The organism is Xenorhabdus sp. NBAII XenSa04, assembly GCF_963866145.1.
In the GTDB taxonomy this organism is placed as follows: Bacteria; Pseudomonadota; Gammaproteobacteria; order Enterobacterales; family Enterobacteriaceae; genus Xenorhabdus; species Xenorhabdus indica.
Genome location: NZ_CAWMEB010000168.1, coordinates 1 through 24,867 on the forward strand (window position 1 = coordinate 1; position 24,867 = coordinate 24,867).

The 24,867-nt window shown below is 45.8% G+C and carries 26 protein-coding genes and 2 pseudogenes; 22 read left to right on the top strand and 6 right to left on the bottom strand.

The window, feature by feature from the left end; genetic code table 11:
• Positions 1-440: 440 nt before the first annotated feature.
• Both AAC147_RS07425 and AAC147_RS07430 read right to left on the bottom strand, forming a co-directional pair.
• Positions 441-1,640 carry an MFS transporter gene (locus AAC147_RS07425; protein ID WP_047679889.1) on the bottom strand — a complete coding sequence of 400 codons (1,200 nt, stop codon included), beginning with the start codon at positions 1,638-1,640 and terminating at the stop codon, positions 441-443.
• Positions 1,641-1,854: 214 nt separating this feature from the next.
• Positions 1,855-2,076 (bottom strand): annotated as a pseudogene (locus tag AAC147_RS07430) (SDR family oxidoreductase); the annotation flags it as partial.
• On the opposite strand from AAC147_RS07430, the pseudogene AAC147_RS20090 reads away from it, so the two are divergent.
• The 11 genes and pseudogenes from AAC147_RS20090 to AAC147_RS07475 all read left to right on the top strand — a co-directional run.
• A pseudogene (locus AAC147_RS20090) lies at positions 2,074-2,775 on the top strand (allophanate hydrolase-related protein); the annotation flags it as partial. The pseudogenes AAC147_RS07430 and AAC147_RS20090 overlap by 3 nt on opposite strands.
• Complete coding sequence (locus AAC147_RS07435; RefSeq protein WP_052189419.1) at positions 2,768-4,582, top strand: ATP-binding protein; 1,815 nt, start codon at positions 2,768-2,770, stop codon at positions 4,580-4,582. The pseudogene AAC147_RS20090 and the gene AAC147_RS07435, both read left to right, overlap by 8 nt.
• Positions 4,536-4,841 (top strand): acetyl-CoA carboxylase biotin carboxyl carrier protein subunit, encoded by a 306-nt coding sequence (locus tag AAC147_RS20095; protein WP_369793132.1) that lies wholly within the window; start codon positions 4,536-4,538, stop codon positions 4,839-4,841. The genes AAC147_RS07435 and AAC147_RS20095 overlap by 47 nt, the downstream gene beginning before the upstream one ends.
• A 107-nt stretch (positions 4,842-4,948) precedes the next feature.
• A complete protein-coding gene (locus AAC147_RS07440; protein WP_047679891.1) occupies positions 4,949-5,218 on the top strand; it encodes an ogr/Delta-like zinc finger family protein in 270 nt (89 codons plus the stop codon).
• A 444-nt stretch (positions 5,219-5,662) separates the two neighbouring features.
• Complete coding sequence (locus tag AAC147_RS07445; RefSeq protein ID WP_047679928.1) at positions 5,663-6,157, top strand: phage tail protein; 495 nt, start codon at positions 5,663-5,665, stop codon at positions 6,155-6,157.
• A 78-nt stretch (positions 6,158-6,235) separates the two neighbouring features.
• Positions 6,236-7,351 (top strand): DUF2586 domain-containing protein, encoded by a 1,116-nt coding sequence (locus AAC147_RS07450; RefSeq protein WP_187650310.1) that lies wholly within the window; start codon positions 6,236-6,238, stop codon positions 7,349-7,351.
• Complete coding sequence (locus AAC147_RS07455) at positions 7,352-7,807, top strand: DUF2597 family protein (RefSeq protein WP_047679895.1); 456 nt, start codon at positions 7,352-7,354, stop codon at positions 7,805-7,807. It begins immediately after the preceding gene.
• Positions 7,808-7,940: 133 nt separating this feature from the next.
• Entirely contained in the window at positions 7,941-8,210 is a 270-nt protein-coding gene (locus tag AAC147_RS07460; RefSeq protein ID WP_047679897.1) for a putative phage tail assembly chaperone, read from the top strand.
• Positions 8,211-8,260: 50 nt separating this feature from the next.
• A complete protein-coding gene (locus AAC147_RS07465) occupies positions 8,261-8,401 on the top strand; it encodes a DUF6890 family protein (RefSeq protein WP_169923060.1) in 141 nt (46 codons plus the stop codon).
• The gene (locus tag AAC147_RS07470; RefSeq protein WP_047679900.1) at positions 8,398-10,503 is read left to right on the top strand and encodes a phage tail tape measure protein; all 2,106 of its coding nucleotides are present in this window, start codon (positions 8,398-8,400) and stop codon (positions 10,501-10,503) included. The genes AAC147_RS07465 and AAC147_RS07470 overlap by 4 nt, the downstream gene beginning before the upstream one ends.
• The gene (locus tag AAC147_RS07475; protein ID WP_047679902.1) at positions 10,496-10,831 is read left to right on the top strand and encodes a DUF2590 family protein; all 336 of its coding nucleotides are present in this window, start codon (positions 10,496-10,498) and stop codon (positions 10,829-10,831) included. The genes AAC147_RS07470 and AAC147_RS07475 overlap by 8 nt, the downstream gene beginning before the upstream one ends.
• A gap of 12 nt (positions 10,832-10,843) precedes the next feature.
• On the opposite strand, the gene AAC147_RS07480 is transcribed toward AAC147_RS07475, so the two are convergent.
• Entirely contained in the window at positions 10,844-11,044 is a 201-nt protein-coding gene (locus tag AAC147_RS07480; protein WP_231571349.1) for a hypothetical protein, read from the bottom strand.
• Here AAC147_RS07480 and AAC147_RS07485 point away from each other — a divergent pair.
• Genes AAC147_RS07485 through AAC147_RS07515 form a run of 7 tightly spaced genes read left to right on the top strand, consistent with a single transcriptional unit; the run spans position 11,028 to position 17,635 of the window.
• Positions 11,028-12,005 (top strand): baseplate J/gp47 family protein, encoded by a 978-nt coding sequence (locus AAC147_RS07485; RefSeq protein WP_262947651.1) that lies wholly within the window; start codon positions 11,028-11,030, stop codon positions 12,003-12,005. The two genes, AAC147_RS07480 and AAC147_RS07485, sit on opposite strands and share 17 nt — an antisense overlap.
• Complete coding sequence (locus AAC147_RS07490; protein WP_047679906.1) at positions 11,998-12,654, top strand: phage tail protein; 657 nt, start codon at positions 11,998-12,000, stop codon at positions 12,652-12,654. Before AAC147_RS07485 ends, AAC147_RS07490 begins: the two co-directional genes overlap by 8 nt.
• A 9-nt stretch (positions 12,655-12,663) precedes the next feature.
• Positions 12,664-14,418 carry a phage tail-collar fiber domain-containing protein gene (locus AAC147_RS07495; RefSeq protein WP_052189423.1) on the top strand — a complete coding sequence of 585 codons (1,755 nt, stop codon included), beginning with the start codon at positions 12,664-12,666 and terminating at the stop codon, positions 14,416-14,418.
• Positions 14,415-14,765, top strand: a complete 351-nt coding sequence (locus AAC147_RS07500; protein WP_047679908.1) for a tail fiber assembly protein — start codon at positions 14,415-14,417, stop codon at positions 14,763-14,765. The genes AAC147_RS07495 and AAC147_RS07500 overlap by 4 nt, the downstream gene beginning before the upstream one ends.
• Positions 14,765-15,490, top strand: a complete 726-nt coding sequence (locus AAC147_RS07505; protein ID WP_052189424.1) for a hypothetical protein — start codon at positions 14,765-14,767, stop codon at positions 15,488-15,490. The genes AAC147_RS07500 and AAC147_RS07505 overlap by 1 nt, the downstream gene beginning before the upstream one ends.
• A complete protein-coding gene (locus AAC147_RS07510; protein ID WP_047679910.1) occupies positions 15,462-15,998 on the top strand; it encodes a baseplate complex protein in 537 nt (178 codons plus the stop codon). The genes AAC147_RS07505 and AAC147_RS07510 overlap by 29 nt, the downstream gene beginning before the upstream one ends.
• Complete coding sequence (locus tag AAC147_RS07515) at positions 15,998-17,635, top strand: hypothetical protein (protein ID WP_047679912.1); 1,638 nt, start codon at positions 15,998-16,000, stop codon at positions 17,633-17,635. Before AAC147_RS07510 ends, AAC147_RS07515 begins: the two co-directional genes overlap by 1 nt.
• A gap of 59 nt (positions 17,636-17,694) precedes the next feature.
• Here AAC147_RS07515 and AAC147_RS07520 read toward each other — a convergent pair whose 3' ends face one another.
• The gene (locus AAC147_RS07520) at positions 17,695-17,970 is read right to left on the bottom strand and encodes a type II toxin-antitoxin system RelE/ParE family toxin (protein WP_047679914.1); all 276 of its coding nucleotides are present in this window, start codon (positions 17,968-17,970) and stop codon (positions 17,695-17,697) included.
• Positions 17,970-18,239: a CopG family ribbon-helix-helix protein gene (locus AAC147_RS07525; protein WP_047679916.1), complete on the bottom strand. Its 270-nt coding sequence runs from the start codon at positions 18,237-18,239 to the stop codon at positions 17,970-17,972. The genes AAC147_RS07520 and AAC147_RS07525 overlap by 1 nt, the downstream gene beginning before the upstream one ends.
• A 910-nt stretch (positions 18,240-19,149) precedes the next feature.
• Between AAC147_RS07525 and AAC147_RS07530 the strand changes: the two genes are divergently transcribed.
• Both AAC147_RS07530 and AAC147_RS07535 read left to right on the top strand, forming a co-directional pair.
• Entirely contained in the window at positions 19,150-20,550 is a 1,401-nt protein-coding gene (locus tag AAC147_RS07530) for an integrase family protein (protein WP_047679918.1), read from the top strand.
• 273 nt (positions 20,551-20,823) lie between these two features.
• The gene (locus AAC147_RS07535; protein WP_047679920.1) at positions 20,824-21,033 is read left to right on the top strand and encodes a helix-turn-helix domain-containing protein; all 210 of its coding nucleotides are present in this window, start codon (positions 20,824-20,826) and stop codon (positions 21,031-21,033) included.
• Positions 21,034-21,130: 97 nt separating this feature from the next.
• Here AAC147_RS07535 and AAC147_RS07540 read toward each other — a convergent pair whose 3' ends face one another.
• Complete coding sequence (locus AAC147_RS07540) at positions 21,131-21,322, bottom strand: hypothetical protein (RefSeq protein ID WP_047679922.1); 192 nt, start codon at positions 21,320-21,322, stop codon at positions 21,131-21,133.
• A gap of 233 nt (positions 21,323-21,555) precedes the next feature.
• Between AAC147_RS07540 and AAC147_RS07545 the strand changes: the two genes are divergently transcribed.
• Positions 21,556-21,966, top strand: a complete 411-nt coding sequence (locus AAC147_RS07545; RefSeq protein WP_081988972.1) for a hypothetical protein — start codon at positions 21,556-21,558, stop codon at positions 21,964-21,966.
• A gap of 2 nt (positions 21,967-21,968) precedes the next feature.
• A complete protein-coding gene (locus AAC147_RS07550; RefSeq protein ID WP_047679924.1) occupies positions 21,969-24,383 on the top strand; it encodes a primase-like DNA-binding domain-containing protein in 2,415 nt (804 codons plus the stop codon).
• The last annotated feature ends 484 nt before the right edge of the window (positions 24,384-24,867 follow it).

Genomic DNA, 24,867 nt, shown 5'->3' on the forward strand with positions numbered 1-24,867 from the left:
TTCAATGACGATTGGTATATTATCAAATCTATGTTGATAAGCGATTATCTATGAAATATTAAATATCACTCCAGGAGATATCCCCTTTGTCTTTCAAATTGCCTCTCTCCGGAGGCCAGCTTTTGGCCGGGCAAATTCATTCCCGACGAATTTGTCATTCCCTTGCCGTCGCGACGCAACTTGAAATCCATTGGGTATAGGTGTTAAGCAAGTTTCATATGTAGTAACGGGAATGGATTTCCTTGCCCATCAATTTCTGAGCGGAAAAAAGTTTATTGGGTAAGTAACTGTTCTGGATTAATGGCCGTAATTCGTCGATCATACCCTGAGGCAGAAAATTATGAGTCGCCCGGACAGAGGCTTCCCAGATCTGGATAAGTGTCGCGAAATCATCTTAGGTGGCTTTCTGTATCTGCATTAAATACCTCTACATTAATAAGTTAACTTGCCAATACACGATCTTTGCGGCAAAGACCTGCCAGCAGCATATAAACCGCAGTGGTCAGTAAGACAAGGAAGAAGAAGTTCATTAACCCGTTGTTTTGCATAGCCCCACTGTGTTGAATCACGCTGTGCTGAATTGTATCGTGTTGAAACATAAAACTTCCTGCTCCTAATGGGCCGATAGCAGAGCCGATGCTATAACTTAACAACATAACTTGTGTTGCTGCGACAATATAGGATGAATCCAGTTTGTCACAAGCAAGTGTGATGGCAATGGGATAGAGGGCAAAAGAAGACATCCCTAAAAGTGCGAGTGCCACAATCATGATAAGGTAACTTTCAGAAAGATAAGTTATGCCTATGGCAAACACGCCGAGCAGTGAAGCCATTGCTAATAACAGTATCTTACTTATTATAATAGACAGTTTGCTGATAATCGGTTGAATTACCATCCCACCCAGAATAATCGCAGCCATTAATACCCCAACCTGTTCAGTATTGAACTTACTTTGGCTTAATGATAGCGGCATCAGACCGTAGATAGTGCCCATCACAACTCCTGATGTCATACAGCCGACAATTGCAGGCTTACTGAACCGGGTGATTTTTTTTAGCGATAAGCGTTGGTGATTCAGTATCGGTGGCTGTCCATGACGTACAAATAACGGGGGCAGAGTGGCAATCAGTAACAGAGCCAGAATAGCGGCGAAAGGTATTATTCCCTGCGTACCAATAAAACCGATGCCCAGTTGACCGAGTGTTGTCCCCCCATAGAGTGATGTCATATAAAGACCCAGACGCCTGGCGCGCTCTTTGGGGCTATCGCCAATCAATAACCAAGATTCAACCACCACAAAAATACCGGCAACGGCAATTCCCGCTATACAACGAACAAGCAACCAGATCTCTTTATTGGGAAAAAAAGGTAATACCACAACCGTTACAGCTAAAAGCAATAAAAAACTGACAAATGAAAAACGATGTCCTATTTTGGCAATAACAGGCTCAATCATTATTGATCCTATTAATAAACCTATGTAATAAGCACTGGCTAACCAGCTAGCATAGCCAGTATCGATGCTGAAACCTGCCATCGATAATGGAATTAAGCTCATCAAGTAACCAGAAGCAATCGCAAATACAGTCAAGCCCGCGACAGGTACAAATGCACTGTCATTTTTGCGCAGCAGTTTCACTACTGTCGTCTCCACATAAAAAAATCAGCCAGATATGCGCTGCTTCTCATCAAGATCTTGCCGAATAGCAATAATGATATATGCCAAGGACTGGTATATATCTTGGTGATTTAAGCAGTAGATAAGTTGCTCAAGAATCTTGAGTTGTGCGGACTATAGACCTTTCTATCAGATAGATACAATGAGAAAAACTAATACTGATGAATGAAAAGATTTATGAATTTAGCAAATAGCTGGCAAGACCAGCAACTTCATGGGTTTGCCCCATACGTTTCATCGGGATCATATGCATCGCTTCTTTTAAAACAGGCTCTTCAATTTGAACCATATCTGTGTCAATCAGCCCCGGCGCGATGCAATTCACGGTGATTTTTCGTTTTGCCAGTTCGATTGCGAGCGCTTTTGTTGCTCCTATAATCCTTGCTTTGGCAGCACTATTGAAGAAATTAAGCAGGAGCCGATTCGCTATAACTCAGAATTTAGCACTTATACCAATTTTACCAATCTGGCCGATCTCGCCGCACTCGCTTTACCTGCACCTTTCCGGTCTGATGGGCTGCCAGCAGGTATTACCTTACTTGCACCTGCCTGGCATGATCGTGCACTTGCATCCTTCGGGCTCCGTTGGCAACAGCACCTTACATTGCCTCCAGGGGCATTATCTCTTGGTGCATCGTCTCTTGAAACAACAGGAAAAACATTTGCTGGAGCCGGAACAGAATTATCGCCGTCAGAACAACATATTCGTGTAGCGGTGGTTGGTGCTCATCTTCGGGGCATGTCACTGAATTACCAACTTATTGATCGTAAGGCCGTATTTGTTGAAACCACTCAAACAGCCGGTTGTTATCGGCTTTATGCGCTCGCCAATACTCATCCCGCCAAACCCGGATTAGTGCGTAGTGTTGAAGGTGCTGCGATAAGTATTGAGCTTTGGGATATCCCACTGGCCTATTTTGGTGCATTTGTTGCCGAAGTTCCTCCTCCACTTGGCATCGGTTCACTGGAATTAGCGGATGGACGATGGGTAAAAGGTTTTATCTGTGAACCGATAGCATTGAATGGTGCAACTGATATTACTGAATTTGGTGGCTGGCGTAATTGGATCATCAGTCAGGAGGCGACAGATGTTTAAGACTGTATTGATTGCTAACCGTGGTGAAATCGCCTGTCGTGCGATCCGCACTCTGAAACGCCTCGGTATTGTTAGCGTGGCTGTGTATTCAGATGCAGATAAAAATTCACAACATGTCAAAGCAGCAGATATGGCATTGCCGCTGCATGGGGAAAAAGCCGGTGAGAGTTACTTGTGCATCGATAAAATTATTGATGCTGCGCAACAGAGTAATGCGGAAGCGATCTGGCCGGGGTATGGGTTTCTGTCTGAAAGTGTGTTGTTTGCAAAAGCGTGTGAAAAAGCAGGTATTGTCTTTGTTGGCCCGACATCACAGCAAATTGCCGAATTTGGTCTGAAACACCGGGCTCGTGAATTGGCCGCAGAAGCGGGTGTACCGATGACACCGGGAACGGGGTTGCTTAACTCACTGGATGAGGCACTTAGTGCGGTTGAGGTTATCGGATATCCCGTCATGCTGAAAAGTACTGCGGGTGGTGGTGGCATTGGCCTGAGCTGCTGTCATGATGTCAATGAACTGCGTCAGGCATGGGAAAGTGTACGTCATCTTGGGGAACAGTTTTTCAGTGATGCTGGCGTATTTCTGGAACGATGTATCAGGCAGGCTCGTCATATTGAAGTACAGATATTTGGTGATGGTAAGGGCAATGTCGTGGCACTGGGAGAGCGTGATTGTTCTTTACAGCGTCGCAATCAAAAAGTTGTGGAGGAAGCTCCTGCTCCTAACCTGTCAGAACAAACCCGAACTGCGTTATTGGCTTCCGCAGTACAATTGGGCAAGTTAGTGAATTATCGCAGTGTAGGTACGGTGGAGTACATTTACGATGTTGAACAGGGTGAATTCTATTTCCTTGAAGTCAATACCCGTCTGCAAGTTGAACATCCTGTAACTGAGTGTGTCACCGGACTCGATTTAGTGGAATGCATGTTACGGGTTGCTGCTGATCTGCCAATCGATTGGCAGTATTTAAACCGTGCCCCAGTCGGTACTGCCATTGAAGTTCGCCTGTATGCAGAAAATCCGCTGAAGAATTTTCAGCCCAGTCCGGGCGTACTGACAGAAGTTAAATTTCCCGATGATGTACATATTGAAGAGGTACGTATTGATAGCGGCGTGAGTACGGGCAGTGAAATTTCTGCACTCTATACTGATTCTACGCCAGCCGTTGTTTATCGTCAGGCGGGTGACAGCTATATTTTGATTGAATATGGCGAGAATGTTCTGGATCTGGCATTACGTCTGCGAATCCACTTACTGATGGATAAACTACATGACTTAGCAGAGGTGGGGATCAAAGAAATTGCTCCTGGTGTACGCTCCCTGCAAATCCGTTATGACAATCGGCAAATTGATCAGCAGAGACTTGTGGCTTTATTACTGTCTTTAGAGGAGCAACTTGGTGATGTCAGTACGATGAAAGTACCATCCCGCATTATACATTTGCCGTTGGCATTTGAAGACAGCGCAACACTTGGTGCTGTCAGTCGTTATCAGGATACTGTGCGTACCCGTGCGCCTTGGTTACCTAATAATGTTGATTTTATTCAGCGCATTAATGGACTGCCGGATCGGGAAGCAGTACGCCATATTATATTCAATGCCAGTTACTTGATCCTTGGTCTGGGAGATGTATATCTAGGGGCACCGTGTGCGGTTCCTATCGACCCCAGACATCGCTTGTTAAGTTTGAAATACAATCCGGCACGAACCTTTACCGCAGAAGGAACCGTGGGTATTGGGGGTATGTACATGTGTATATATGGCATGGATTCCCCAGGAGGAGGAAAGCGCGGTTTTAAACATTGAGGAACAATCTCAATGGCCTGATATCAATGAAAGTGGAGTACAAATCAGTGCGGATATGAATGGAAATATCTGGAAGATATTAGTCAAACCTGGTGATGAAGTGACAAAAAGGCAGCCGTTGATCATTGTAGAGGCTATGAAGATGAAACTGGTTATTTATGCACCACAATCTGGGCGAATCAAGCGTATCAGTTGCCAGCCGGGTAACACCGTGAACCCCGGTGATGCGTTGCTGTGGCTGGAACCAGAAAGCATCTGATGTATCAGTGATATCACATATCCCTATTAAATAAGAACACACACGTTTAGGGTAAAATACGCAACAACTTGAAGTCACTGAAAATAAATTCTTTGGAAATAAATAAGATGCGCGTATTAAAGATTATTTGCCCTGAATGTGGTGCCAAGGCTGCCATCAGTAAAACCAATCGAAAGCACCCTGAAATTGCCGATCTTTACTGTATGTGTTCTGACATTGAGTGTGGTTATCGATTCGTCATGAATCTGATTTTTTCGCATACCTTAAGCCCCAGTGCTAAAACTGGCGATAAGTTATTGCAGACCGTGATCAACAACCTTAATCCACAACAACGCCAAGCAGCATTAGATTTGTTGAAAGTCAACTCTGTTGCTTGATATAAAGTCATATTTTATCGAACTCATACCCTTGGGGTGAATTCAGTCACCCCTATCACTTCCATCAACTAGCCGCAATTTCTTCATATTTACATCTCAATACTTACCTCTCATCTCTATTTTGTTTGGTTATTTAATCATCAACAACTGCTTTGTCGGATAATGACGTTATGGAGAATCAGGTCATCAAGAAAGAAGCACCTTAAATTGCAGATGATTTCGCTTTGAATCGGCTATTGAGTTATATCCGAATTTATCAGAACTAAACCCTTCGCAGCATTTTAATAGATCCGCAATAATACATTTGATTCAAACGGAAGGGGTTATGTGTAAGAACGCATCGGCGAAGGATTGCCACCCGCTTATGAGCTAAGGCGGCTTTTTACCCGTAGTTTTTTTACCCGTAAAAATGAAAGGATTGAAACTGAAAGCGAGATGGATGAAATGAATAAGTTACAGCAATTAACAACATTTTTACGGGAAAACCTACCAGAACTCACGTGTAAAATGGAATTTACCAGTGAAATGGGAGAAATCCGCTTTATTCCGGCTCAACGGGATTTAGGGTTGGGACAATACCAGATGTTTATCCAAAAGTATAAGGCAGTGATTAAGTGGGGGAGTTTTCCATACAGAGAATACGATCCTCGATATATCTCACTGTTAATCAACGCCTGGCTGACAGAGCAAAATGATGAATTGAGGGATCGCAATCAGGGACAGGAATGCCCAACGATGACTGTCAAAGTGAATGAAGAAACGGCCGTTGTTGTCGTGTCATTATCACTGTCAGAACCTGTGATTATGCGTGAGGATAAAAACGGTATTGTCCCCTTTGATGGCAAGCGTTGGCTGCTGGCAACCCCTGAAATCTGGTTTGCTGAAAACGGTGTTATTCATATTGTGGACGAATCAGGAACACCTGTTGGACAAATCTGACGACGATTAATGGGCAGATTTAAGGAATGCAAAACACATCTGCAACCTTGAACAAATAAAACATAAATAAAGGAATAAATTATGTGGCCACATGTGCAGGTTAACCAAGTTAACCAACTGCAAGGCGAAACCAAGGAAATAGAGCGCGTATTGCTCTTTGTTGGGACGGGAAAAACCAACACAGGCAAAACGATCTCTGTAAATACTCAGACGGATTTTGATTCTGTATTGGGAACAACAAATACCACTCTGAAACGTAACGTACTGGCGGCGATGGCAAACGCAGGACAAAACTGGTCTGGGTATGTCCATGTTTTGCCGGAATCGGCAGATGAACTGGCCTTTGTTGAAGTGGTAACAGCAGCACAACGTGTTGCCAGTGTAGAAGGATATGTGCTGACAGTTGGTGCAACTAAAGCCATTATCAAGGCTGCACAGACTTTGCGGGCAAATACCATTGCTAAATTTGGACGTTGGCAATGGGCTATTTTGGCTGTTGAAGGCCCACAGCCGAAAGAAACCTGGTCGGATTATGTTACTCGTCTGGCTGATCTGCAAAAAGGAGAAGCAGTTTCATCGATCCAATTAGTGCCGTCTCTATGGGGCAATGAAGCCGGTGTACTGGCTGGCCGTTTGTGCAATCGTGCTGTCACTGTGGCTGACAGCCCGGCACGAGTTCAGACAGGGCCATTGATGGATCTGGGATCAACAGATTTTCCGCTTGATGGTGCAGGGAAGCCGATTGATTTAGCAACACTACAAGCATTGGAAAAATTACGTTTCAGTGTGCCAATGTGGTATCCCGATTACGATGGTATGTATTGGTCAGATGGTCGCACATTGGATGTGGAAGGCGGAGATTACCAGAGCATCGAAAATCTGCGTGTTGTGGATAAGGTCGCTCGCCGTATTCGTTTGCAGGCCATCGCTAAAATTGCTGATCGCAGTCTAAACAGTACACCGGGCAGCATCGCAACGCATCAGGCATATTTCGCCCGTACTTTACGTGAAATGTCCCGTAGTACGGAAATTAATGGTGTGACATTTCCGGGTGAAGTGAAATCACCTCAGGATGGTGACATTGTTATCACATGGCGTAATAAAAACACGGTAGAAATTTATATCACTATTCGCACTTACGAATGCCCGAAAGGGATCACGGCGAGTTTGTTGCTGGATTTGGGAGGGAATTAAATGAGCCAGCGTATTTCCGGTCAGTCGGTCGATTTTAATATGGATGGGGATCTGGTTCATGCGGAAAAGGTCAGTTTGTCCGTTACTGACAATACAGCCGCTGCCCAAACACAGGGCATACCGGATGGTTATATCTCCGGTGATGTAACAGCAGAAGGTGAAATTGAACTCAGTACTAAGTATTTGGATATCGTGACAGCGAAAGCGCGTGCTGCGGGTTCATGGCGCGGTATTCAGCCTGTTGATCTGATGTGGTATGCCAAAGCAGGAAATGAGGAAATGAAAGTCGAAGCTTACGGTTGCAAACTGATCGTGAGTGATATTCTGGATGTTGACCCTAAAGGTGGTAGCGTGATGACACATAAAATTAAATTTGTTGTCACTTCACCTGATTTTGTGCGTATTAATGGTATTCCCTATCTCGAAGCAGAATTAACCCGTAATCTGATCGGGTAAACACAGATATTTATGGAAGAGGATGAGAAAACTTTTATTACATTCGTGTAATTAAGGATCTCATTGCATCAGGGACGATGCTTATCAAAATAATCGAATAAACTATCAATGGATAAAAGAAAGGAATTAAATCATGACCAAAGAAAATAAAATGATTACTTTAATGGTTAGCGGAAATGAAATTAAATTTGAGCCTAATATTGTCGCTTACAATAACATGATTAATGACATGACAATGGACAATAAAATTGTGCCGATTGTGACTTATTTGCGACGTATTGTTCAGTCTGCTTCTAAACCTGCTCTTGATGAACTGTTACAAATTCCGGGTGCAGCAATGCAGTTGGTTGAAAAAATTAATTCCGAATATGCACCAAAACTGGAAATTGAAATAAAAAACTAAATGCACGGGTTAGGGCTATCGACAATAGCTTATTCGAGCAAGCCTTAACTTTGCGTCGTCATTATTTACCAAATGAAAATGATGATACGGAAAATTTAGCCCGTGCAATTTGGTTAGATAATCGATATTGGGAATATACGCGTATTGCAACTGCAAATGGAATTGCATTGGCATTAAAAGGTGAGCCATGAGTCAGCTCGATTTTATATTAAATCTAATTAATAGGGTTACAGAACCACTTGATCGTATAAAAAATGCAGTCTCTGGCGTTGCAGAGGAATCACAAAAGGCATTTGGCAAAATTTCGGCGGGTGGGAAAACAATCGCTGACTCCTTCTGGTCAACGCATAGCTTCCTTGAGCCAGCCATTCAAATGGATGATGCCCTGCAATCAGCCTCATTACAGGGAATTGATAGCAGCATTATGGCAAAAATCGCCAAAGATTCTGTCACCTTTAGCTCACAATATGGCAAATCAGCCATTGAGTTTGTGAAATCAGCGACGGAAATTAACAAGGCAGTACAAGGGCTGGAGCAAACGGAATTGCCCCAGATGACCAAAATTGCCAATACCACCGCCGTTGCTTTGAAAACCAGCTCAACAGATGCGGCAAATTATATGGGGAAAATGTTTGACCTGTTCTCCGACCATGCCGAGTCCGTAGGACATCTTCAGTTTGCTGAGGAGCTGTCAGGCAAGGCTATTTTTATGGCGCAGACATTCGGCACCAGTATGCCCGAAATGACACAGATGCTGGAAAATACCCGTAAAGCAGGAACAGATTTTGGTGTTGGGATAGATGAACAGTTGGCTGTATTGGGGCAGTTACAGAGCACGTTGGGAGGCGATGCCAGTCGCGCTTATGAGACATTTTTATCTGTCGCGACGGGTGGAGCGAAAAGTCTGGGACTGAGTTTTGTTAATGCTTCCGGCCAGATGCTTTCCATGCCGGAAATGCTGCAACAACTCCAGGCCAAATATGGTACAAGCATCGAAGGTAATCTGAAAGCTCAGGCTGAGATTGAAGCAGCATTTGGTGACTCTGCTGTGGTAGTCAAAGCGCTTTTCAACGATGTTAATGTGTTAAACAAGAACATGGCTGCATTAGGTGCAAATGATGGGATGGAACGTACCCGCGAAATGGCAGCACAGATGGCTGATCCGTGGGAACGGCTACAGGCAATCTGGCAAAACCTGCATATTCTGATTGGTTCAGCATTACTGCCGGTTATAAAACCCCTGGTTAACCGGCTCGCCGATACCAGCCAGGTATTGGTGCGCTGGATGAAATTGTTCCCCAATATCGCTCGTTGGGTTGGATATATCACGCTTGTGATTATGAACTTTGCCGTTGTGGGGGCTGTCGCCAATATAGTGATGGGGGTGTCCCGGTTTATTTGGTTGGGGCTTAAAGGGATCTGGGTTGCCTGTACGCTGGTGATGAAACTGTGGACGGCGGCAGTATGGCTGTGTAACGGGGCGATTATCGTCTGGAATGCCACCTTGCGCATATTGCGCGGGGTTTTAGTGGCGATCAGGATTGCCGCTTTCTTGGCGGGGTTGTCATTCAGCTTTATGTCATGGCCCATATTACTGATTATCGCTGCGATTGCCTTGCTGGCTGTTGGCATTTACCTGTTGATTAAGCACTGGGATGCCATTAAAGCCGCCATTATGAACACTGCTGCCTTTAAGGTTGTGGCAGCTTATGTGAAATGGGTCGGAGGCATTTTTGGCGCGGTCTGGGACTGGATTGCTGAGGGCTGGAATAACCTGTGTAACTGGTTCAGCAGCTTTTCACTGGCCGATACTTTTTCCAATATGGTGGACAGTGTCAGCAATTTGTTCAGCGGATTATGGGACTGGCTGAAAACGTCATTCGCGGGGATCTATAACAGCATTGTTGAGAAGTTAAACCACATTCCGGGCGTGAGTATTGAAACAATGGAAGTGCAGAAGACTCTCGTTGAACCTGTAACCAAAGCCGCTGTGCCTAATACAGGCATCGGAGAAAAAACACAAAAGATGTTGGCTCAATCCAATGGATTGTTGCAGGACCAGCCGCAAGCGCTCGTTCAGCCTGTCAACGCGATTAAGCCACTTGAAACCGGGAATGTTTTAACTGGCGGGAAAACGCAAGGGATTGGAAGGCAGGGGCTGATGAAGTCAGTGACATCAAATTCACAGACTATTAATGATAACAGCCGCCGCATTGAAAGTGTGACATTCAATGTTTCCAATGGCATGACGCCGGATCAATTTACGGAATGGGAACACGTGGCCTATGGATGAGCCTAAATATATTGATTTATTAATTAATGAGCGTGATTTCACGCTCAATTCAGGGAATGAACCGCATTTTTGTAATAACCGGATTTCTATTGGGCAGGATTGTGTTCACGCGATTATTGAAAGTGGTCTGGCAACAAATTTAATTGCTGAACGCAGTCCGACATTACGGGCGGATATTCAGACTCAAATAGTGATTCTAATCGAAAATGATGAGCGGATTATTCCGGGCACCGTCAGCATCAATGAAGAATCACCGACCAAATTATGGATCACGGCAGAAACCTACGATTTTGGCCGTATTAATGTGAGTGTGGGAAATGGACACTAAACCAACCATTGATTATGAAAAGGTGTTGCGTGACAGCGGGATGCCGACCACAGAGGCCGATATCAGCAAAGCCTTTGCCAACGTGGTGGATGAGGCGGGGCTGATCACTAACACCTCGCGCATGTCCCCGTTCTGGCGGCTGATTAACACCCTTGTCACGCGCCCGGTGTTGTGGCTCAAAGAGGCGTTAATCAACGTGACGCTGAAAAACATGTACTTAGCCACGGCATCGGGTTCATGGCTGGATATGTTTGCCTGGGGCGTCAACCTGAAACGTAAACCTGCTTCTGCCGCACAGGGCGTGCTCCGTTTTTATAAAGCGGCGGGCGCTTCGGCGGTGACAGTGCCAGCGGGAACGGTGATCCAGACTGAGCGCATTAACGGCGAAATTTACCGGGTCAGCACCACGGAAAGTGTCGTGATAGCCGAAGGGGTCAGCAGTGCCTTGTTGCCTGTCGCGGCCGATGCCGCAGGCGGCGCCTTTAACCTTGCACCCGGTTATTTTCGTATCCTGCCTGTAGCCGTGTCCGGCATTGCACGGGTACAAAATGAAGAAGGCTGGCTGTTAACCCCCGGTGCGGATGCGGAATCCGATGATGAATTGCGTGACCGCTGCCGCAACCAATATAACCTCGTCGGCAATTATCATACCGATGCGGTTTACCGCGGCATGATGGCGGCAGTGGCGGGATTAAGCATTGACCGCATCTTCTTTCTGCATGATGCACCTCGTGGGGCAGGTACAGCTAATGCCTATCTGTTGCTGGATTCCGGTGTAACCAGTCAGCCGTTTATTGAGGCGGTGAACGATTACATCACCAATCAGGGCCATCACGGGCATGGCGATGATATGCAGTGCCTGCCGATGCCGGAAACCCAGCATGATTTATCGGTCACGCTGTTTGTGGTCAGTCTGGCGAACTACAATCAGGAGCAGATAGCGACCCTGAAACGGGATGTGGAAAACCTGATCCGCTGCGCATTCCGGGAAAACAGTCAGTATGCGGTGAAAAAAACGTGGCCGTACTCGCGTTTTTCCTTTTCCAACTTAGGGCGGGAAATTCACCGTGAATTCAGTGAGATTGAATCCCTGACCTTTTCACTGGGGGATATTCTCAGTGAGCTGAGTGTGCCGAGGCTGAAAACGCTCTCTGTGGAGGTAAAGAATGTCTGAGTTTACGGAACGCCTTAAGCGACTGGCCCTGCCCTCATGGATGGATAAGGGCGAACCCGCCAAACTGCTCAATGCAGCACGGGCATTCTGGATGCAGGTTTACGACTGGCTGACATGGCCGCTGGCACAACTGGATGCGGAAACTTGTTCCGAAGCACTGTTATCGGTGCTGGCCTATCAGCGGGATATCCAACGTTTTAACGGTGAACCGTTGCCCCTGTTTCGCAAGCGGGTGAAGTACGCGTTTATCAATGCCAAAGATGCCGGCAGCATCGCGGGGTTTATTGCCATTTTTGAACGGTTAGGTGTGGGTTATGTGGAACTGCTGGAGCGTCAGCCGGACATCGACTGGGATGTGATTATCCTGCGTCTCAGTGATAGCCAGATAGCGGCTAACCCCGATTTGCTGATGAATATCATCAGCCAGTATGGCCGCACCTGCCGCCGTTACCGTTTTGAAGTGATAGCCAAAAACCAACTGTTAATGCGAGTGGGTAGCGTGGGTGCTGAATATTGCACTTATGCTGCTGCCATCCCGACGCAGCCATTATTATTGAAAGTGGGGCATATCGCAGGCGTTGCCGTCTGTGACAGAGCCCGCCTCAAGGAAAGTTCAGCACCGAATATCACCTACGGTGCGTCATTATAAGGAAATAGTATGTCTTCAGTGATCACGACAGACTTTGAAAAATGGAAGACCCAGCAAGTGGCCGCAGGCAATCCTGTGGTACTGGATGAATTTGTTTTCGCATATGTACCGGATTTAGATCCCGCTCAACCCATCAGCCGTGATGAGAAATTGCCTGCGCAAAGCCAAATCGTACACCGTCAGACGGTGAATAAAACCGGGCTGGCCAGTGAAAACGCAGTGGCTTACAGCGTCACACTGGGTACGGAAGTGGGCAATTTTGATTTTAACTGGATTGGTCTTATTAATAAGGCGTCCGGTGTGATTGGCATGATCACCCATGCGCCGACCCAGAAGAAAATCAAAACCGCCAACGGCTTGCAGGGCAATGTGTTAACCCGCTCGTTCCTGCTGGAGTTTGACGGCGCGGCGAAAGAGACGGCGATAACCACCACGGCGGAAACGTGGCAGATTGATTTTACCGCCCGTTTGACGGGCATTGACGAAATGCAGCGCCTGATTAACACCGACAGTTACGGCGAGGCGGCCTTTTTCGGTGATAGCTTTGCTGTAGTACGTCAGGGTGAACAATATTTGGTGAAGAAAGGGCTGGCCTATATTGGCGGGCTTCGCGGGATGCTGGAATTTGACCAGACGTTAAACAGCCTGCGCAATACCCGTGTGTATGTGGATTTTAGCTATCAGGGTAATTTGGTGAGCCAGTGGAAAACGGCCGTTAAAATTACGGTCGCTAATGAGCTGAAAAACTATAACGATGCAGCAGGATACCCGCATTATGTGTTTGCAATTGCCCAAATTGATGAGAACGGCAATGTCACTGACTTGCGTAGCAAAGGAACATTCAGTGATCGTGATATCGCTAATCTTCAAAAGGAATTGGGCAAGGTTAAGCAGGATTATGTAACGAAAACAGTGCTATCGAACGGGCTGAATGAGAAACAACCGAAAGGCGATTATGCGACGAATTCAGCATTAAATGCTGTTAATAACAACGCTAATAACCGACTCGAAAAAGCGCAGAACGGGGCAGATATCCCGAATAAAGCGGCATTTGTGGACAATCTAGGGTTACGGGATACGGTCAAGCAGGCTAGTGATGCCGTGCCCAATAGCCGGAAAATCAACGGAAAAACCCTGTTAGCGGATGTCAATCTGAATGCCGCTGATATTGGGGCCATCAACCGTGCTCCAGTAGGCTATATCAACAGCGGTGATAAATTTGCAGATTGTGTAGTCTCTGGTCACTACCCAGTATTGGCAGATAACCCGGCAACTGTCCGGGACTGGCCTCACCCATTGCCCCAGTACGGGGTGCTGGAGGTGCAGAATTCAGGCAGCATGATTTCCCAGCGCTATACCGCCGTCAGTGGTGAAGTCGCCGTGCGTCAGAAATGGCCTAACAATGATGAGTATCACAAGTGGGTTATCTATAGTCAGCCACTGTTAGACCGAAGACTCAGTACCCACGGTCTGGGCTATGGGCAACGTTGGCAGAATGTGACTGCCCAGAGAAGGCCGAATACCTTATATAGCAATGATACCGGTCAGCCTATTGCGGTCTTTGTTCGGTGTACCAGCAGTGCGGGTTATATGGGAGCAGGCATTCAAACTGGCGGTGGTCTGGATATTGGGTCATGGTCGGCGTACAGCAGTGAGGGTACCCCAAAGAATCAGGGCGTCACCGCAATTATCCCGCCCGGAGAAACATATCAGATCATTCCTTATAATGGCGAAGTTTTTTATTGGCTGGAGCTGAGAGCATGAAATACTACAAAGATAAGCACGGGCAGGTTTACGCGTATAAGGCAGACGGTTCACAGGATAGGCTGATTAAGCCGGGATTAACGCCGATTACCGAGGATGAAGTTGATATCCTCACAAATCCACCGCCTACACCAGCACAGTTACAGCAGCAGTCAGAGCATGAAAAACAATACTGGATGGGCGTCGCCAAAGATAAAATTGCCCCGTTACAGGATGCCGTTGACCTCAACATGGCGACCGACGAAGAGAAATCCGCATTAATTGTCTGGCGCAAATACCGTGTCCTGCTCAACCGGGTAGATTGTTCTACTGCCCCCGATATTGACTGGCCGGAGCAACCCGAATAATGCACTGGCAGCGTAAGATTATGCAACTGTCCCCGGATTTATCGGGGATAACCGCCGCCATTGTGCCCGTTCACCCGTTTATCTATGGTATCGGGCAACAAACCGACAGCGGCAGTTACCTAAGCCCGGAGAACGCCATTGACACGCTGGCGAATAAACTCACGGGTGCGGGCCATATCAACAGCCTGATACTGATGGTCTGCGCCAAAACCCATGCTGAATTTATGCAGCAGCTTGCACAGTTTGCGGCGGTACTGCCGCTGCCTGTGCTGGCACAGGTCAAACGGATGGCAAAAACGGCGGAAAGTCTGGCAACAACAAAAATGCAATTGCCGGGCAAGCTGGGCGGTGGTTTACCGCTGCCACAGCCCTTATCAACTGCTGCCAGCCGTCTGGCGGTCAATGCACAATTGATTGCAAAAGCCAAAGCACAGGCCAGCGCAGGCAGCAGTATCGCGGGGTTAAAATCCCAGTTAACCGCGTTTACCTCCGCCCGGCAATCCGCTTTACAGCAAGTCACTGATGCCATGAGCGGGCTGACGGAAAAATCGGCCACGGTCTGGGCGTTCGCCGGGAAAGGGAACGGCGCACACGTGGCAGAAAAATTACGTAAGAACATCCCCGAACCGGATGCCGTTTACACGCTGGCGATCCTGTTTGCCGGGGACGATATCAGCCCATTAGAAAGGATGCTCCATGAACCAAATTATCACCCTCGCCCTTGATGGCGAAGCTATTCCGTTAAAAAGCCTGACCGTCACGCCGTCGGTGATGTTTCAGGATCAAGACCAGAGCGGGCAGTCATCTAGTACGGCGGTAGCCGAACAGGGCATCAAGCCGAAAGAGCTGCGTATCACTGGGATTATTCCGTTCACTGAACAGAAAACCCTTTCCCGCTTGTTTGCCTTAGCGGAAGCCAAAGAGAACGGCAACCTCAAACGCTACCGGGTGGCCAACCTGACCGCACAGGCCATTAACTTTCGCATCGGCACATTCACCAGCAGCATTGATGCCAGCAAGGTAGACGGCAAACAAGCGTGGCAGGTTTCTTTCACACTCCGGGAACACCTGTCTGTGGCGGAAAAACGTGATTCCCGTGCAGCCAGCAATATTCAAGCGAAAAAACAAACAAGACACGGAGGAAGTGTTGTCAAGGAAGAACCAGAAGAATTAAGCTGGTTTGAACGTTATGTATTAAAACCAATTAATGATTGGATAGGGCCAGCCAAATAATGACACCGATAAGCCGACTTCATCTCTCCGGCGATGAAATTCATTTGGTTGACGCCAATATCATGCTGGAGTTGTCATCTTGTGGCCGTGGTTTTATTACGGCTGAAACAACTACCGATTACACTGGAAAACTTGTCCGTCTGGATGTGGGTTACCCGGATTTAGTTTTGCGTTGGTTTACGGGTTATGTGGAACGTTCGCAACCCGCCCAGAACGGCTACCAACGTCTGTTTGTGCGTGAGTTAGTTGGTGTGTTTGATCGTCTATGGCCGTGCTCTTTTCAGCATCCGACCTTACGGCAGATTGCAGGCTGGTTGCAGGAACACAGCGGCTTGGTGTTCACCTTACCGAATGCGCCATATATGGATAGGCCTATCCCGCACTACACCCACAACGGCACGGGCTACCAGCTACTGGCGAATCTGGGACAGGTCTTTGCCATTGACGATTATATCTGGCACCAGTTACCAGATGGTTCGGTCTATCTGGGCAGTTGGGCGCATTCGATGTTTGCCGGGAAGTCTGTCGAAATTCCGAATGAATTCAGCCAGAGCCAGTCGGCAGGCAATACCATGACGATTCCGATGATCCAATCCCTGCGACCGGGATTTGTGGTCAATCAGCAACGGCTGAGTAAGGTTAACCTGAACAATGAAAACATGACTATCACATGGTTGCCCAACGGACAACAGGAAAACAAAACCCCCGCTCAGCGTCAGATTGATGCCGCTTACCCGGAATTATCGGCTGGACTGCATTTGCCCAAACTGGCCCGCATTGAAGCGCATACCGAAAACACCGTCAGCGGCGATATTTCTGACCCGTTCCGCCCGCGCTATGCGGTCGATGTGCAATTGCTGGATGATAACGGCAAAGACGCTGCCGCCCCGGTTTATCGTGCCGTACCGCTCCCCTTGCCCATGGCGGGCAGTGAATCGGGCCTGTTCCAGTATCCGCCTGTTGGCACCGTGGTGGAAATCGCGTTTGAGGGCGGGCGACCGGATAAGCCGTTTATCCGCCAGACCCTAAGTCAGGGCAATACCCTGCCGGATATCAAACCCGGTGAACAGTTGCAGCAGCAGCGGGCAGAGGTCTCGCAGCGTGTGACACAGGAAGGGAGCTGGATACGCCAGACTGACCAGACCATCAATGAATCGTCTATGCACCGTGAAATCAAGACCGACACGGAAACCCGCACTATGGTTGCCCGTGATACCACCATTCAAGCGACAGATAAAACCCTGGTGTTAGGCACATCGACCTTATTGGCAGGCGCAGTGCAGCAGGTGGCGGATGGTGATTACAGTCTGGCCGCATCCAGCAATTACCTTGCCAGTGTGGGCAAAGATGCCAATGTCGAGGTGGGCCAAAAGCTGATAGAGAAAATTGGCCTGTTGAAGCAGAGCATTGCGGGCGTCAAACAGGAAATTGTCGCCCCTGTAGTCTGGGTAGGCAGTCAGCAACTTAATGTGATGACCTTGATGTTAGAGACGCTGGATGTGGTCAAGGAACTGGCCAAACTGACCGCTGCCCATACACATCAAAACACTGGCACACCACAGAACGCCAGCGAGATAAGAAACACGGCTCATAAATCCGATGGCCTGAAACAGAAGTATTCGCCTGTGATTGGATAAAGTTCTCATAGGTAAATAAAACCTCGTTTTGGCGAGGTTTATTTTTTGATGATGTTATATCAGCGGTCTTCTCTGGTGTGCCACAATCGAAGTATATAAATAATATCCTCTTGAAGTTCATAACGAATTTCATACTGTCCAACAAGAATCCATCTTATTTCACGTGGTTCAAACTGAAATAGCTGCTCACCAATACGCGGGTTAGTAATTAAAACTGAGGGGGCTTTAGCCAGAGAACGTACAGCCCGTGCAGCCGCTGGCTTATTCTCTGATGCTAAAAAGTCATATAAGCGCGATAAATCAGAAAGCGCTTTGCTTGTCCATTTCAATTCCATTAACGAGGCACCGGCAGCGGTTGGTCTGTATCAAGGCTATCAGCCCAAGCCAATACAGCTTGATGATCAATAACATTGCCGACATCCACATCAGACATAGCCTCTAATGTTAAACGATCACGCTCTTCTTCCTGTGCTATCCAAGCCGCAAGGGCCTGTTTCATTATCCAACCCCTTGAACGTTCCAACCTCTCAGCTATTTGATCAACCTTATCTGCTAATGGAAGTGGGACATGAGCTGTCAATACTCTAGTTTCAATTTGTTTCATCTTGAACCTCCAATCATTATAATTTGATTTAAGATAAATCATAATGATTAACTTTAAATCAACCTAATCAGGAGTCAAGTTTTTACCTGACTTAGTGTCAGAATACCTTATTTAAAAATGTTAATTCTGAACCTCTTATCAAACGCCGCCAGGCGTACACAGCGTCGTTCACCCCTTAATTCACTCCTGCTATGGTTCGTTTGGATCTGCATTACTGTGGCATGCTCATGCTGCACAATCCCCACGAAATAAACGTAAACCTGACGTAAAACGCGCTACACCGCACCCGCCTGCACGTTTTGGATCAAAAGTGGATCGCGGGGAAAATATCAATGTAATGATATTAAAAGGAAAACTCTATTTTACGTGGGGAGTTAGATTACGAAGACAGGCTAAGGAAAATTTCAGAACGGAGTCACTGTGCGGTTTTGAGTCTATTGGGAACCTGAAATAAATTGAACCCATAAGCACATTGTCACTGACTGAAAGAAAATTTTCGGTTGGTGTAATTGAGTTAAAAATGTTCAATGAAAAAATTAAGATCGCGGAGGCTCAAAAATCCCTGTCGCCATTTTGTCGCCACTGGTCTATAAAAATAAAAAATCCACTCGTCTAATAATGGCTTAATATACTGATTTTAAAGTAAAAATCTGGTGGCCCCTGCTGGACTTGAACCAGCGACCAAGCGATTATGAGACTGAGTAAGTGGTTTTATTTATTTATACTTGTTATTGATTTTCAATTAATTACAAATTTCATAACTACTGTATAAATCCACATAAATAACCTAAAATACTTGCCTACGGTATCCTATAAGTATCCTAGCGTCTGCAAGCGATTCACAGGATACCCTAATCGTTTGGTAACAATAGAAAAGTTGATTCTTACTTTTTTAATATAGAGGGGAGATGTGGAAACTTTCAAATTCACGAAAGCTAAACTAGAAAGCCTGCCACCCGCAGAACGTGGGCAAGTTGAGTATGGTGATACAGTGGTAAACGGGTTACGTATTCGTATCGGTACGACTGGAGTTAAAAGTTTCTGTATTTCCAGAAAGAGAAAAGGAAAGTTTATCCGTGCCACATTAGGGCGATTTCCTGATTTATCTATTGATAATGCTAGGGTAAAGGCGCTTGAGGTTCTTGGTGAAGTAGCCACTACAGGCCAGAACCCCAATGTTGTTAAGCGTATCAATGAAAAAGCAGTAGTAACATTATCCGAGGCTTTAGACACCTATATTTCTAACAGAGGGCATAGATTAAAACTCACTACTGCCAATCAATATCGCTCCATATTAAAGAATTTTTCCGGTGATTGGTTGCAACAACCGCTAGCATCAATAAGCAGGGAACGTGTCGAACTCAGGCATAAAGCAATCACTGAGGGTACTGTTTGGTTTGGTGCTGACAAAGCAACGTTACGTGCGGGTGTTGGAACTGGCAGTAACGCACAGGCTGATTTATGGGCTAGGTCGTTAAGAGCCGTTTATCGTTTTGCCCATGACCATTATCGAGATGAAGAAGAAAGGGTTTTACTCCCTGATCCGCCTACCGCCGTTTTGAGCACAAAACGTAAATGGCATGGCACGGTAAGAAAAACTGATCGTATCCGAACACATGAACTTGCACGCTGGTTAAGTGCTGTGGCCACTGTTCGGGATAAAGCCGAAAATGGAAGAGATGATGTTGCAGTCGCTGCATGTGATGCGGTGGAAATGGCTATGTTTACCGGATTACGTAAATCGGAGATATTCAACCTTACTTGGGATCGTGTGAATATGGGAGGGCACTATTTCTGGATAGAAACAACCAAAAATGGCGATCCGCTTGAACTTCCTATTACTGATACCTTAAGGAACTTGTTTCGTCGGCGTTTGATAATGAAACAGGGAGAACAGGATTTTGTTTTTCCCGGTCTGAGAGGTGTTATCAAAGAATGTCGCCATGTCATTGATCGTATTAGCGCAGCTACCGTCCCTGAACCTAATTTAGATATGCTTCAACCAATACCATTCAAATGGCACGATGCCCGCCGCACATTTGGTACAGTCGCCGAATTAGTGGGAGTGGGTAACTATATTTTGAAGCGCTTAATGAATCACAGAACATTACGTAGTGCTGATGTTACTCAGGGTTATTTACATTTTGGTGCTGATGAATTGCAGGAGCCAGCTAAAAGAATAGAACAGGCGATACTGGAACATGCTGGCATGGTAGAGAATAAAAAGGCATTAGATCAAAAAATTATTTCTATTCTGTCTGGAATGAGTGATGACGATAAACGAAGAATTCTTTTTCAATTATCTGAATAGGAAAATGCAAAAATGGATTATGAAGAAAAGAAAGCTAATACAACTTGAAAAAGACCTAAAGTAAGAAATTAATAACGTGATGCTATCTGCTTGTTTAATTGAGTTCGAATAAATTGAATTTAATATTTGTCTGATTACATCACTACATACCTATAATGAGGTATAAATTTCCGTCTTTCTGTATAAAACGTTATACAAGGCAGTTTACTATTTTTAATGGCTATTTATAAATAATCTATCACTACTGATAATTAATAATATATGGTGCTAAAAATGAGAATACATCCTTCCGCAACAACCTTAGAAAAATTCACCAGAGCAGAAGCCGCGGTTTATCTTGGTGTCACTGCACAAACGCTGGCTAATTGGGCGTATACAGGAAAAGAAAAAATTCCATATCATAAGGTAGGCCGTAAAGTTATTTATTTAAAATCAGATCTTGATGGTTATTTGGTTTCAACTCGCCGTGTTCAGACAGCCTAATAAAAAAAATAAAAGGTGACATTGCAAAAGTCACCTTCGAAATAATTAATTTTTAGGATAAAAGACCTATGAACCGAATTAATAAAATTTATTCAGCTCAGCCTTTGGGTTTAATTCCTAACCGTTCTAGTTCGTTACGTCCCAAAGTTTTAAGCCAGTTAGCTAGGCTCATTCCTGATTTTAGGGCTGCATCTTCAAACTGTTCTTTCAGTTCTGGAGTTATACGCATTCTAAATTGTGGGGATTGCCCATCACCTTTCGGGCTTTTGTCTCGTTTTACTGTTGACAAGTGACCACCTATTGAATTAGCTTTATCTTTAATAGGTGGTCACCTTAACATGGTGAAACCTATAAAATCAACGCCCCCGAACAGTGCTACCAACACTGAACGAGGGCTAACAACCAACGATAATAACAGTATCGAGGTAGCTATGTATCAATATACCTTTCTAACCAGAAAGGGCAAAGTCTGTTTGCCTAAAATCTGCCCTATGTGCTTGACCTCCGTTCAGGGGGCATACCATGAGTAATAACCCTATCTCACTGAAACAGGCGCTATATCGTGCTGGTCTGGGTATTTCACTTTTCACATTCATTACCCAAAAAGCCAAAGATGAACGCTGTGAAATCAATTTAAATAACCTGATTGCATTGGCACACGGCATTCATCAGGAGGTTTATCGCGACCTGTCGAAATATGCCCCACAGAATCCAGTGAATAAATTAGTTAATTGCATTGTATACAGAAAATCCGATCCATTAGGTCAGGCTTCATTTCGTGCGGGTTTATGTACCTCTTTATATGAGGTCATTCTTGAACAGGCCAGCCAACACTGTTCGGAAGAGTTACACGATTTGCTGTCGCTAGCCTGTGATATTAATCAGGAAGTTTACTATTCGCTCTATGCAGCGGTTAATGGCGAGGATGAGTGATCATGAGTCAGGGAAATAATAATCAGAACAGCCGCCCGTTAGATGTGATTCGAACAGTGAAAACATCAGCCATCAATCACTGGCAAAGCCTGTTGCCTGCTTGTGGTGTTGATGTTCCGGCAAAAGGCAAACACGGCGCTTGCCCGATTTGCGGCGGTACTGACCGCTTTCATTTTATTGATGATAACCATAACGGTGATTGGCACTGCCGCCAGTGCGATGAACCTAATTATGGTGATGGGCTGGATTTAGTCGCAAGAACCAACGGGATCACTATTTTTGCCGCCGCTAAGTTGGTAGCTGATGTGCTGGCACTTTCCTTGCCTGAACCCAAACCCGCTAAAGAGCAGTTCCGAACAGTAAAACCGATTACAGAACGCATCGCTGCGCTGGTTGCAACTTCTGTCATGGGTGAATCTCAGTATCTGACTAAAAAGGGGCTGCAATGCCTCAATCAGCGGTTATTGAAAGATGGCTCTTTATTACTGGTGGTTCAAACGCTGGACGGCACGATCACAGGCGCACAGACCATCAAGCCGAACGGTGAAAAACGCCTTGTTACAGGCACGCAGAAGAAAGGTAGTTTTATTCCCGTTTCAGAGATTACCGGAACACCAGACACTTTCATCATCACCGAAGGTTACGCCACAGCGTTAACGGTCAGCCAGTTACATGAGGGCGTGGTATTGGCAGCCATTGATGAAAGCAATTTGTTCACCATTGCCGAACAGGTCAGAACCCAGTGGCCAGATGCGAAAATTATTCTTGCTGCTGATAACGATTGGCACGAACCGGGAGAGCGGGACAAAAACGGCAGACTAAAAAAGAATGTTGGCAAGATAGCGGCAGAGAAAGCCGCTACAGCGATTAATGGCTGGGTAGCACTACCGCCAACGGCATTAAAAGTCGATTGGGACGACTATCGCCAGCACCACGGTATTGAGGCAGCAAAGCAGGCATTTAGCAACGGGTTATATCAGGTTGGGGAGAAAAAACTCATGGAAGCAGAAGCTGTAGTTATTCACGAAACGAAGCCCAAAAAGACCAATAACAATCTAGCACAAATGGCAGCCAGTCAGCGCGGGGCACTATTGGTTGAACGTTACGGGAAAGTGGCGGTTAATCCTGATAGCGAAATGGTTTACCACTATAACGGTACAACATGGGAAACCGTGTCGGATAATGAGCTGCGCCGTGCAATGGTGGCAATTTTTGACCAGCACGAAACCCCTTACAGCCCGAACGGGATCAATAACGCTATCTATGCCATGAAATTACAAGTGCCGGTTATCGGCGAACAACGGCGGGATTTAATCGGATTCCGCAATGGTGTGTATGATTTATCAGCTCAACAGTTTACCTTGCACCAGCCGGAACATTGGTTAATGAATCATAACGGTATTGCATTCACCCCGCCTGCTGTCGGTGAAAATTTACCAGACCATGCCCCAGATTTTTATCGCTGGTTATCCCATGCGGCGGGAAGTAATGAAAACAAGATGAATCGCATTAAAGCAGCTCTGTTTATGATCTTGGCAAACCGTTACGACTGGCAGTTATTTATTGAAGTGACGGGTGAAGGTGGCAGCGGTAAAAGTATCTTTACCTATATCGCCACTTTATTGGCAGGAGAGCACAATACGGCCAGTGGAAATATGCGGGCACTGGATGAGGCGAGAGGCCGTTATCAGTTTGTCGGGAAGAGCCTGATTACGCTGCCCGATCAGGTTAAATATGTCGGTGAAGGGGCAGGCATCAAGGCCATTACAGGTGGGGACCTGATTGAAGTTGACGGAAAATACGAGAAGCAATTTTCTACCATCATCAAAGCCGTGGTGTTAGCCACCAATAACGAACCCATGAGTTTTACAGAGCGCAATGGCGGTATTGCACGGCGGCGGGTGATATTCCCGTTTAACATTCCGGTCAAAGAGTCAGAAAAAGATCCACACTTGCCGGAGAAAATCAGTCGGGAACTGCCCGTTATTATCCGCCATTTATTAAACGAATTTGCCGACCAGAACAAAGCTAAAAAACTGCTACAGACGCAACGCGATTCCAACGAAGCGTTAACGGTGAAAAGCAATTCCGATCCGTTGTATCGCTTTTGCGGTTATCTGGTCGCTGTCAATGATGCAACTGGGATGAAGATGGGCACTAAGAACATTAGCCCACGAGCGCCGGGGTTGTATCTGTATCATGCTTATCTTTCTTTTATGGAAGCGCACGGCTTTGAACGCCCGTTAACACTGACCAAGTTCGGCGAATCGTTGCCTAAAATTATGCTGGAGTACAAAAAGGAGTATCGGAAAATACGAACCAAGAAAGGTTATTCTTATAATGTTGAGTTGTCGGAAGAAGCCGAAGAGTGGTTGCCGTCATTGCCTGAATGCCGGGGCTTTAAATCCCCACTATAAACTTTTTTGGATTAAGTCTGCATTCCATACATTATTTTAAATATCTGTCTGTATTTAAAAGAAAATAATAGATGTATAGTTATTTTTTAGCTATACATCAAATATACATTCTCTTCATTAGGATAAAAAAGGGGTGAACAGGGAACACAGTCAATGAATATCCTATTAATTACGACAAACCCAGAGGTAGCAAGGCTTTGAGAAGAATGTGCAGAGGGTGCATAACTGAGAGGGTGAAAAAGATTTTTAGGGGGTATCTCTGGCAGGTAAATAAAAGCCGGATAATAGGAGACAGTAAAATAAGGTATCAGCCTGATTTGGTATTACCAAAAATTTAAACGATGTAATATTCTGATTTTATTTAAGAACAGATATTAATCACAAATTTACTGCTGAATTTTTCTTCATGCTAGAATAGATAAATATTCCTGCTGTATCCTGTTTCATTCATTCGATTTTATCGGAAGTCAGATCACAGGAGACA

Excerpts from the sequence above, each read along its gene's own strand:
- AAC147_RS07470 (WP_047679900.1), top strand. The coding sequence starts at position 8,398 with ATGAGTCAGCTCGATTTTATATTAAATCTAATTAATAGGGTTACAGAA.
- AAC147_RS07545 (WP_081988972.1), top strand. The coding sequence starts at position 21,556 with ATGAGTAATAACCCTATCTCACTGAAACAGGCGCTATATCGTGCTGGT.
- AAC147_RS07495 (WP_052189423.1), top strand. The coding sequence starts at position 12,664 with ATGTCTTCAGTGATCACGACAGACTTTGAAAAATGGAAGACCCAGCAA.
- AAC147_RS07475 (WP_047679902.1), top strand. The coding sequence starts at position 10,496 with ATGGATGAGCCTAAATATATTGATTTATTAATTAATGAGCGTGATTTC.
- AAC147_RS07435 (WP_052189419.1), top strand. The coding sequence starts at position 2,768 with ATGTTTAAGACTGTATTGATTGCTAACCGTGGTGAAATCGCCTGTCGT.
- AAC147_RS07550 (WP_047679924.1), top strand. The coding sequence starts at position 21,969 with ATGAGTCAGGGAAATAATAATCAGAACAGCCGCCCGTTAGATGTGATT.
- AAC147_RS07505 (WP_052189424.1), top strand. The coding sequence starts at position 14,765 with ATGCACTGGCAGCGTAAGATTATGCAACTGTCCCCGGATTTATCGGGG.
- AAC147_RS07520 (WP_047679914.1), bottom strand. The coding sequence starts at position 17,970 with ATGGAATTGAAATGGACAAGCAAAGCGCTTTCTGATTTATCGCGCTTA.
- AAC147_RS07500 (WP_047679908.1), top strand. The coding sequence starts at position 14,415 with ATGAAATACTACAAAGATAAGCACGGGCAGGTTTACGCGTATAAGGCA.
- AAC147_RS07525 (WP_047679916.1), bottom strand. The coding sequence starts at position 18,239 with ATGAAACAAATTGAAACTAGAGTATTGACAGCTCATGTCCCACTTCCA.
- AAC147_RS07460 (WP_047679897.1), top strand. The coding sequence starts at position 7,941 with ATGACCAAAGAAAATAAAATGATTACTTTAATGGTTAGCGGAAATGAA.
- AAC147_RS07515 (WP_047679912.1), top strand. The coding sequence starts at position 15,998 with ATGACACCGATAAGCCGACTTCATCTCTCCGGCGATGAAATTCATTTG.
- AAC147_RS07535 (WP_047679920.1), top strand. The coding sequence starts at position 20,824 with ATGAGAATACATCCTTCCGCAACAACCTTAGAAAAATTCACCAGAGCA.
- AAC147_RS07480 (WP_231571349.1), bottom strand. The coding sequence starts at position 11,044 with ATGTTTTTCAGCGTCACGTTGATTAACGCCTCTTTGAGCCACAACACC.
- AAC147_RS07490 (WP_047679906.1), top strand. The coding sequence starts at position 11,998 with ATGTCTGAGTTTACGGAACGCCTTAAGCGACTGGCCCTGCCCTCATGG.
- AAC147_RS07445 (WP_047679928.1), top strand. The coding sequence starts at position 5,663 with ATGAATAAGTTACAGCAATTAACAACATTTTTACGGGAAAACCTACCA.
- AAC147_RS07510 (WP_047679910.1), top strand. The coding sequence starts at position 15,462 with ATGAACCAAATTATCACCCTCGCCCTTGATGGCGAAGCTATTCCGTTA.
- AAC147_RS07455 (WP_047679895.1), top strand. The coding sequence starts at position 7,352 with ATGAGCCAGCGTATTTCCGGTCAGTCGGTCGATTTTAATATGGATGGG.
- AAC147_RS07440 (WP_047679891.1), top strand. The coding sequence starts at position 4,949 with ATGCGCGTATTAAAGATTATTTGCCCTGAATGTGGTGCCAAGGCTGCC.
- AAC147_RS20095 (WP_369793132.1), top strand. The coding sequence starts at position 4,536 with ATGGCATGGATTCCCCAGGAGGAGGAAAGCGCGGTTTTAAACATTGAG.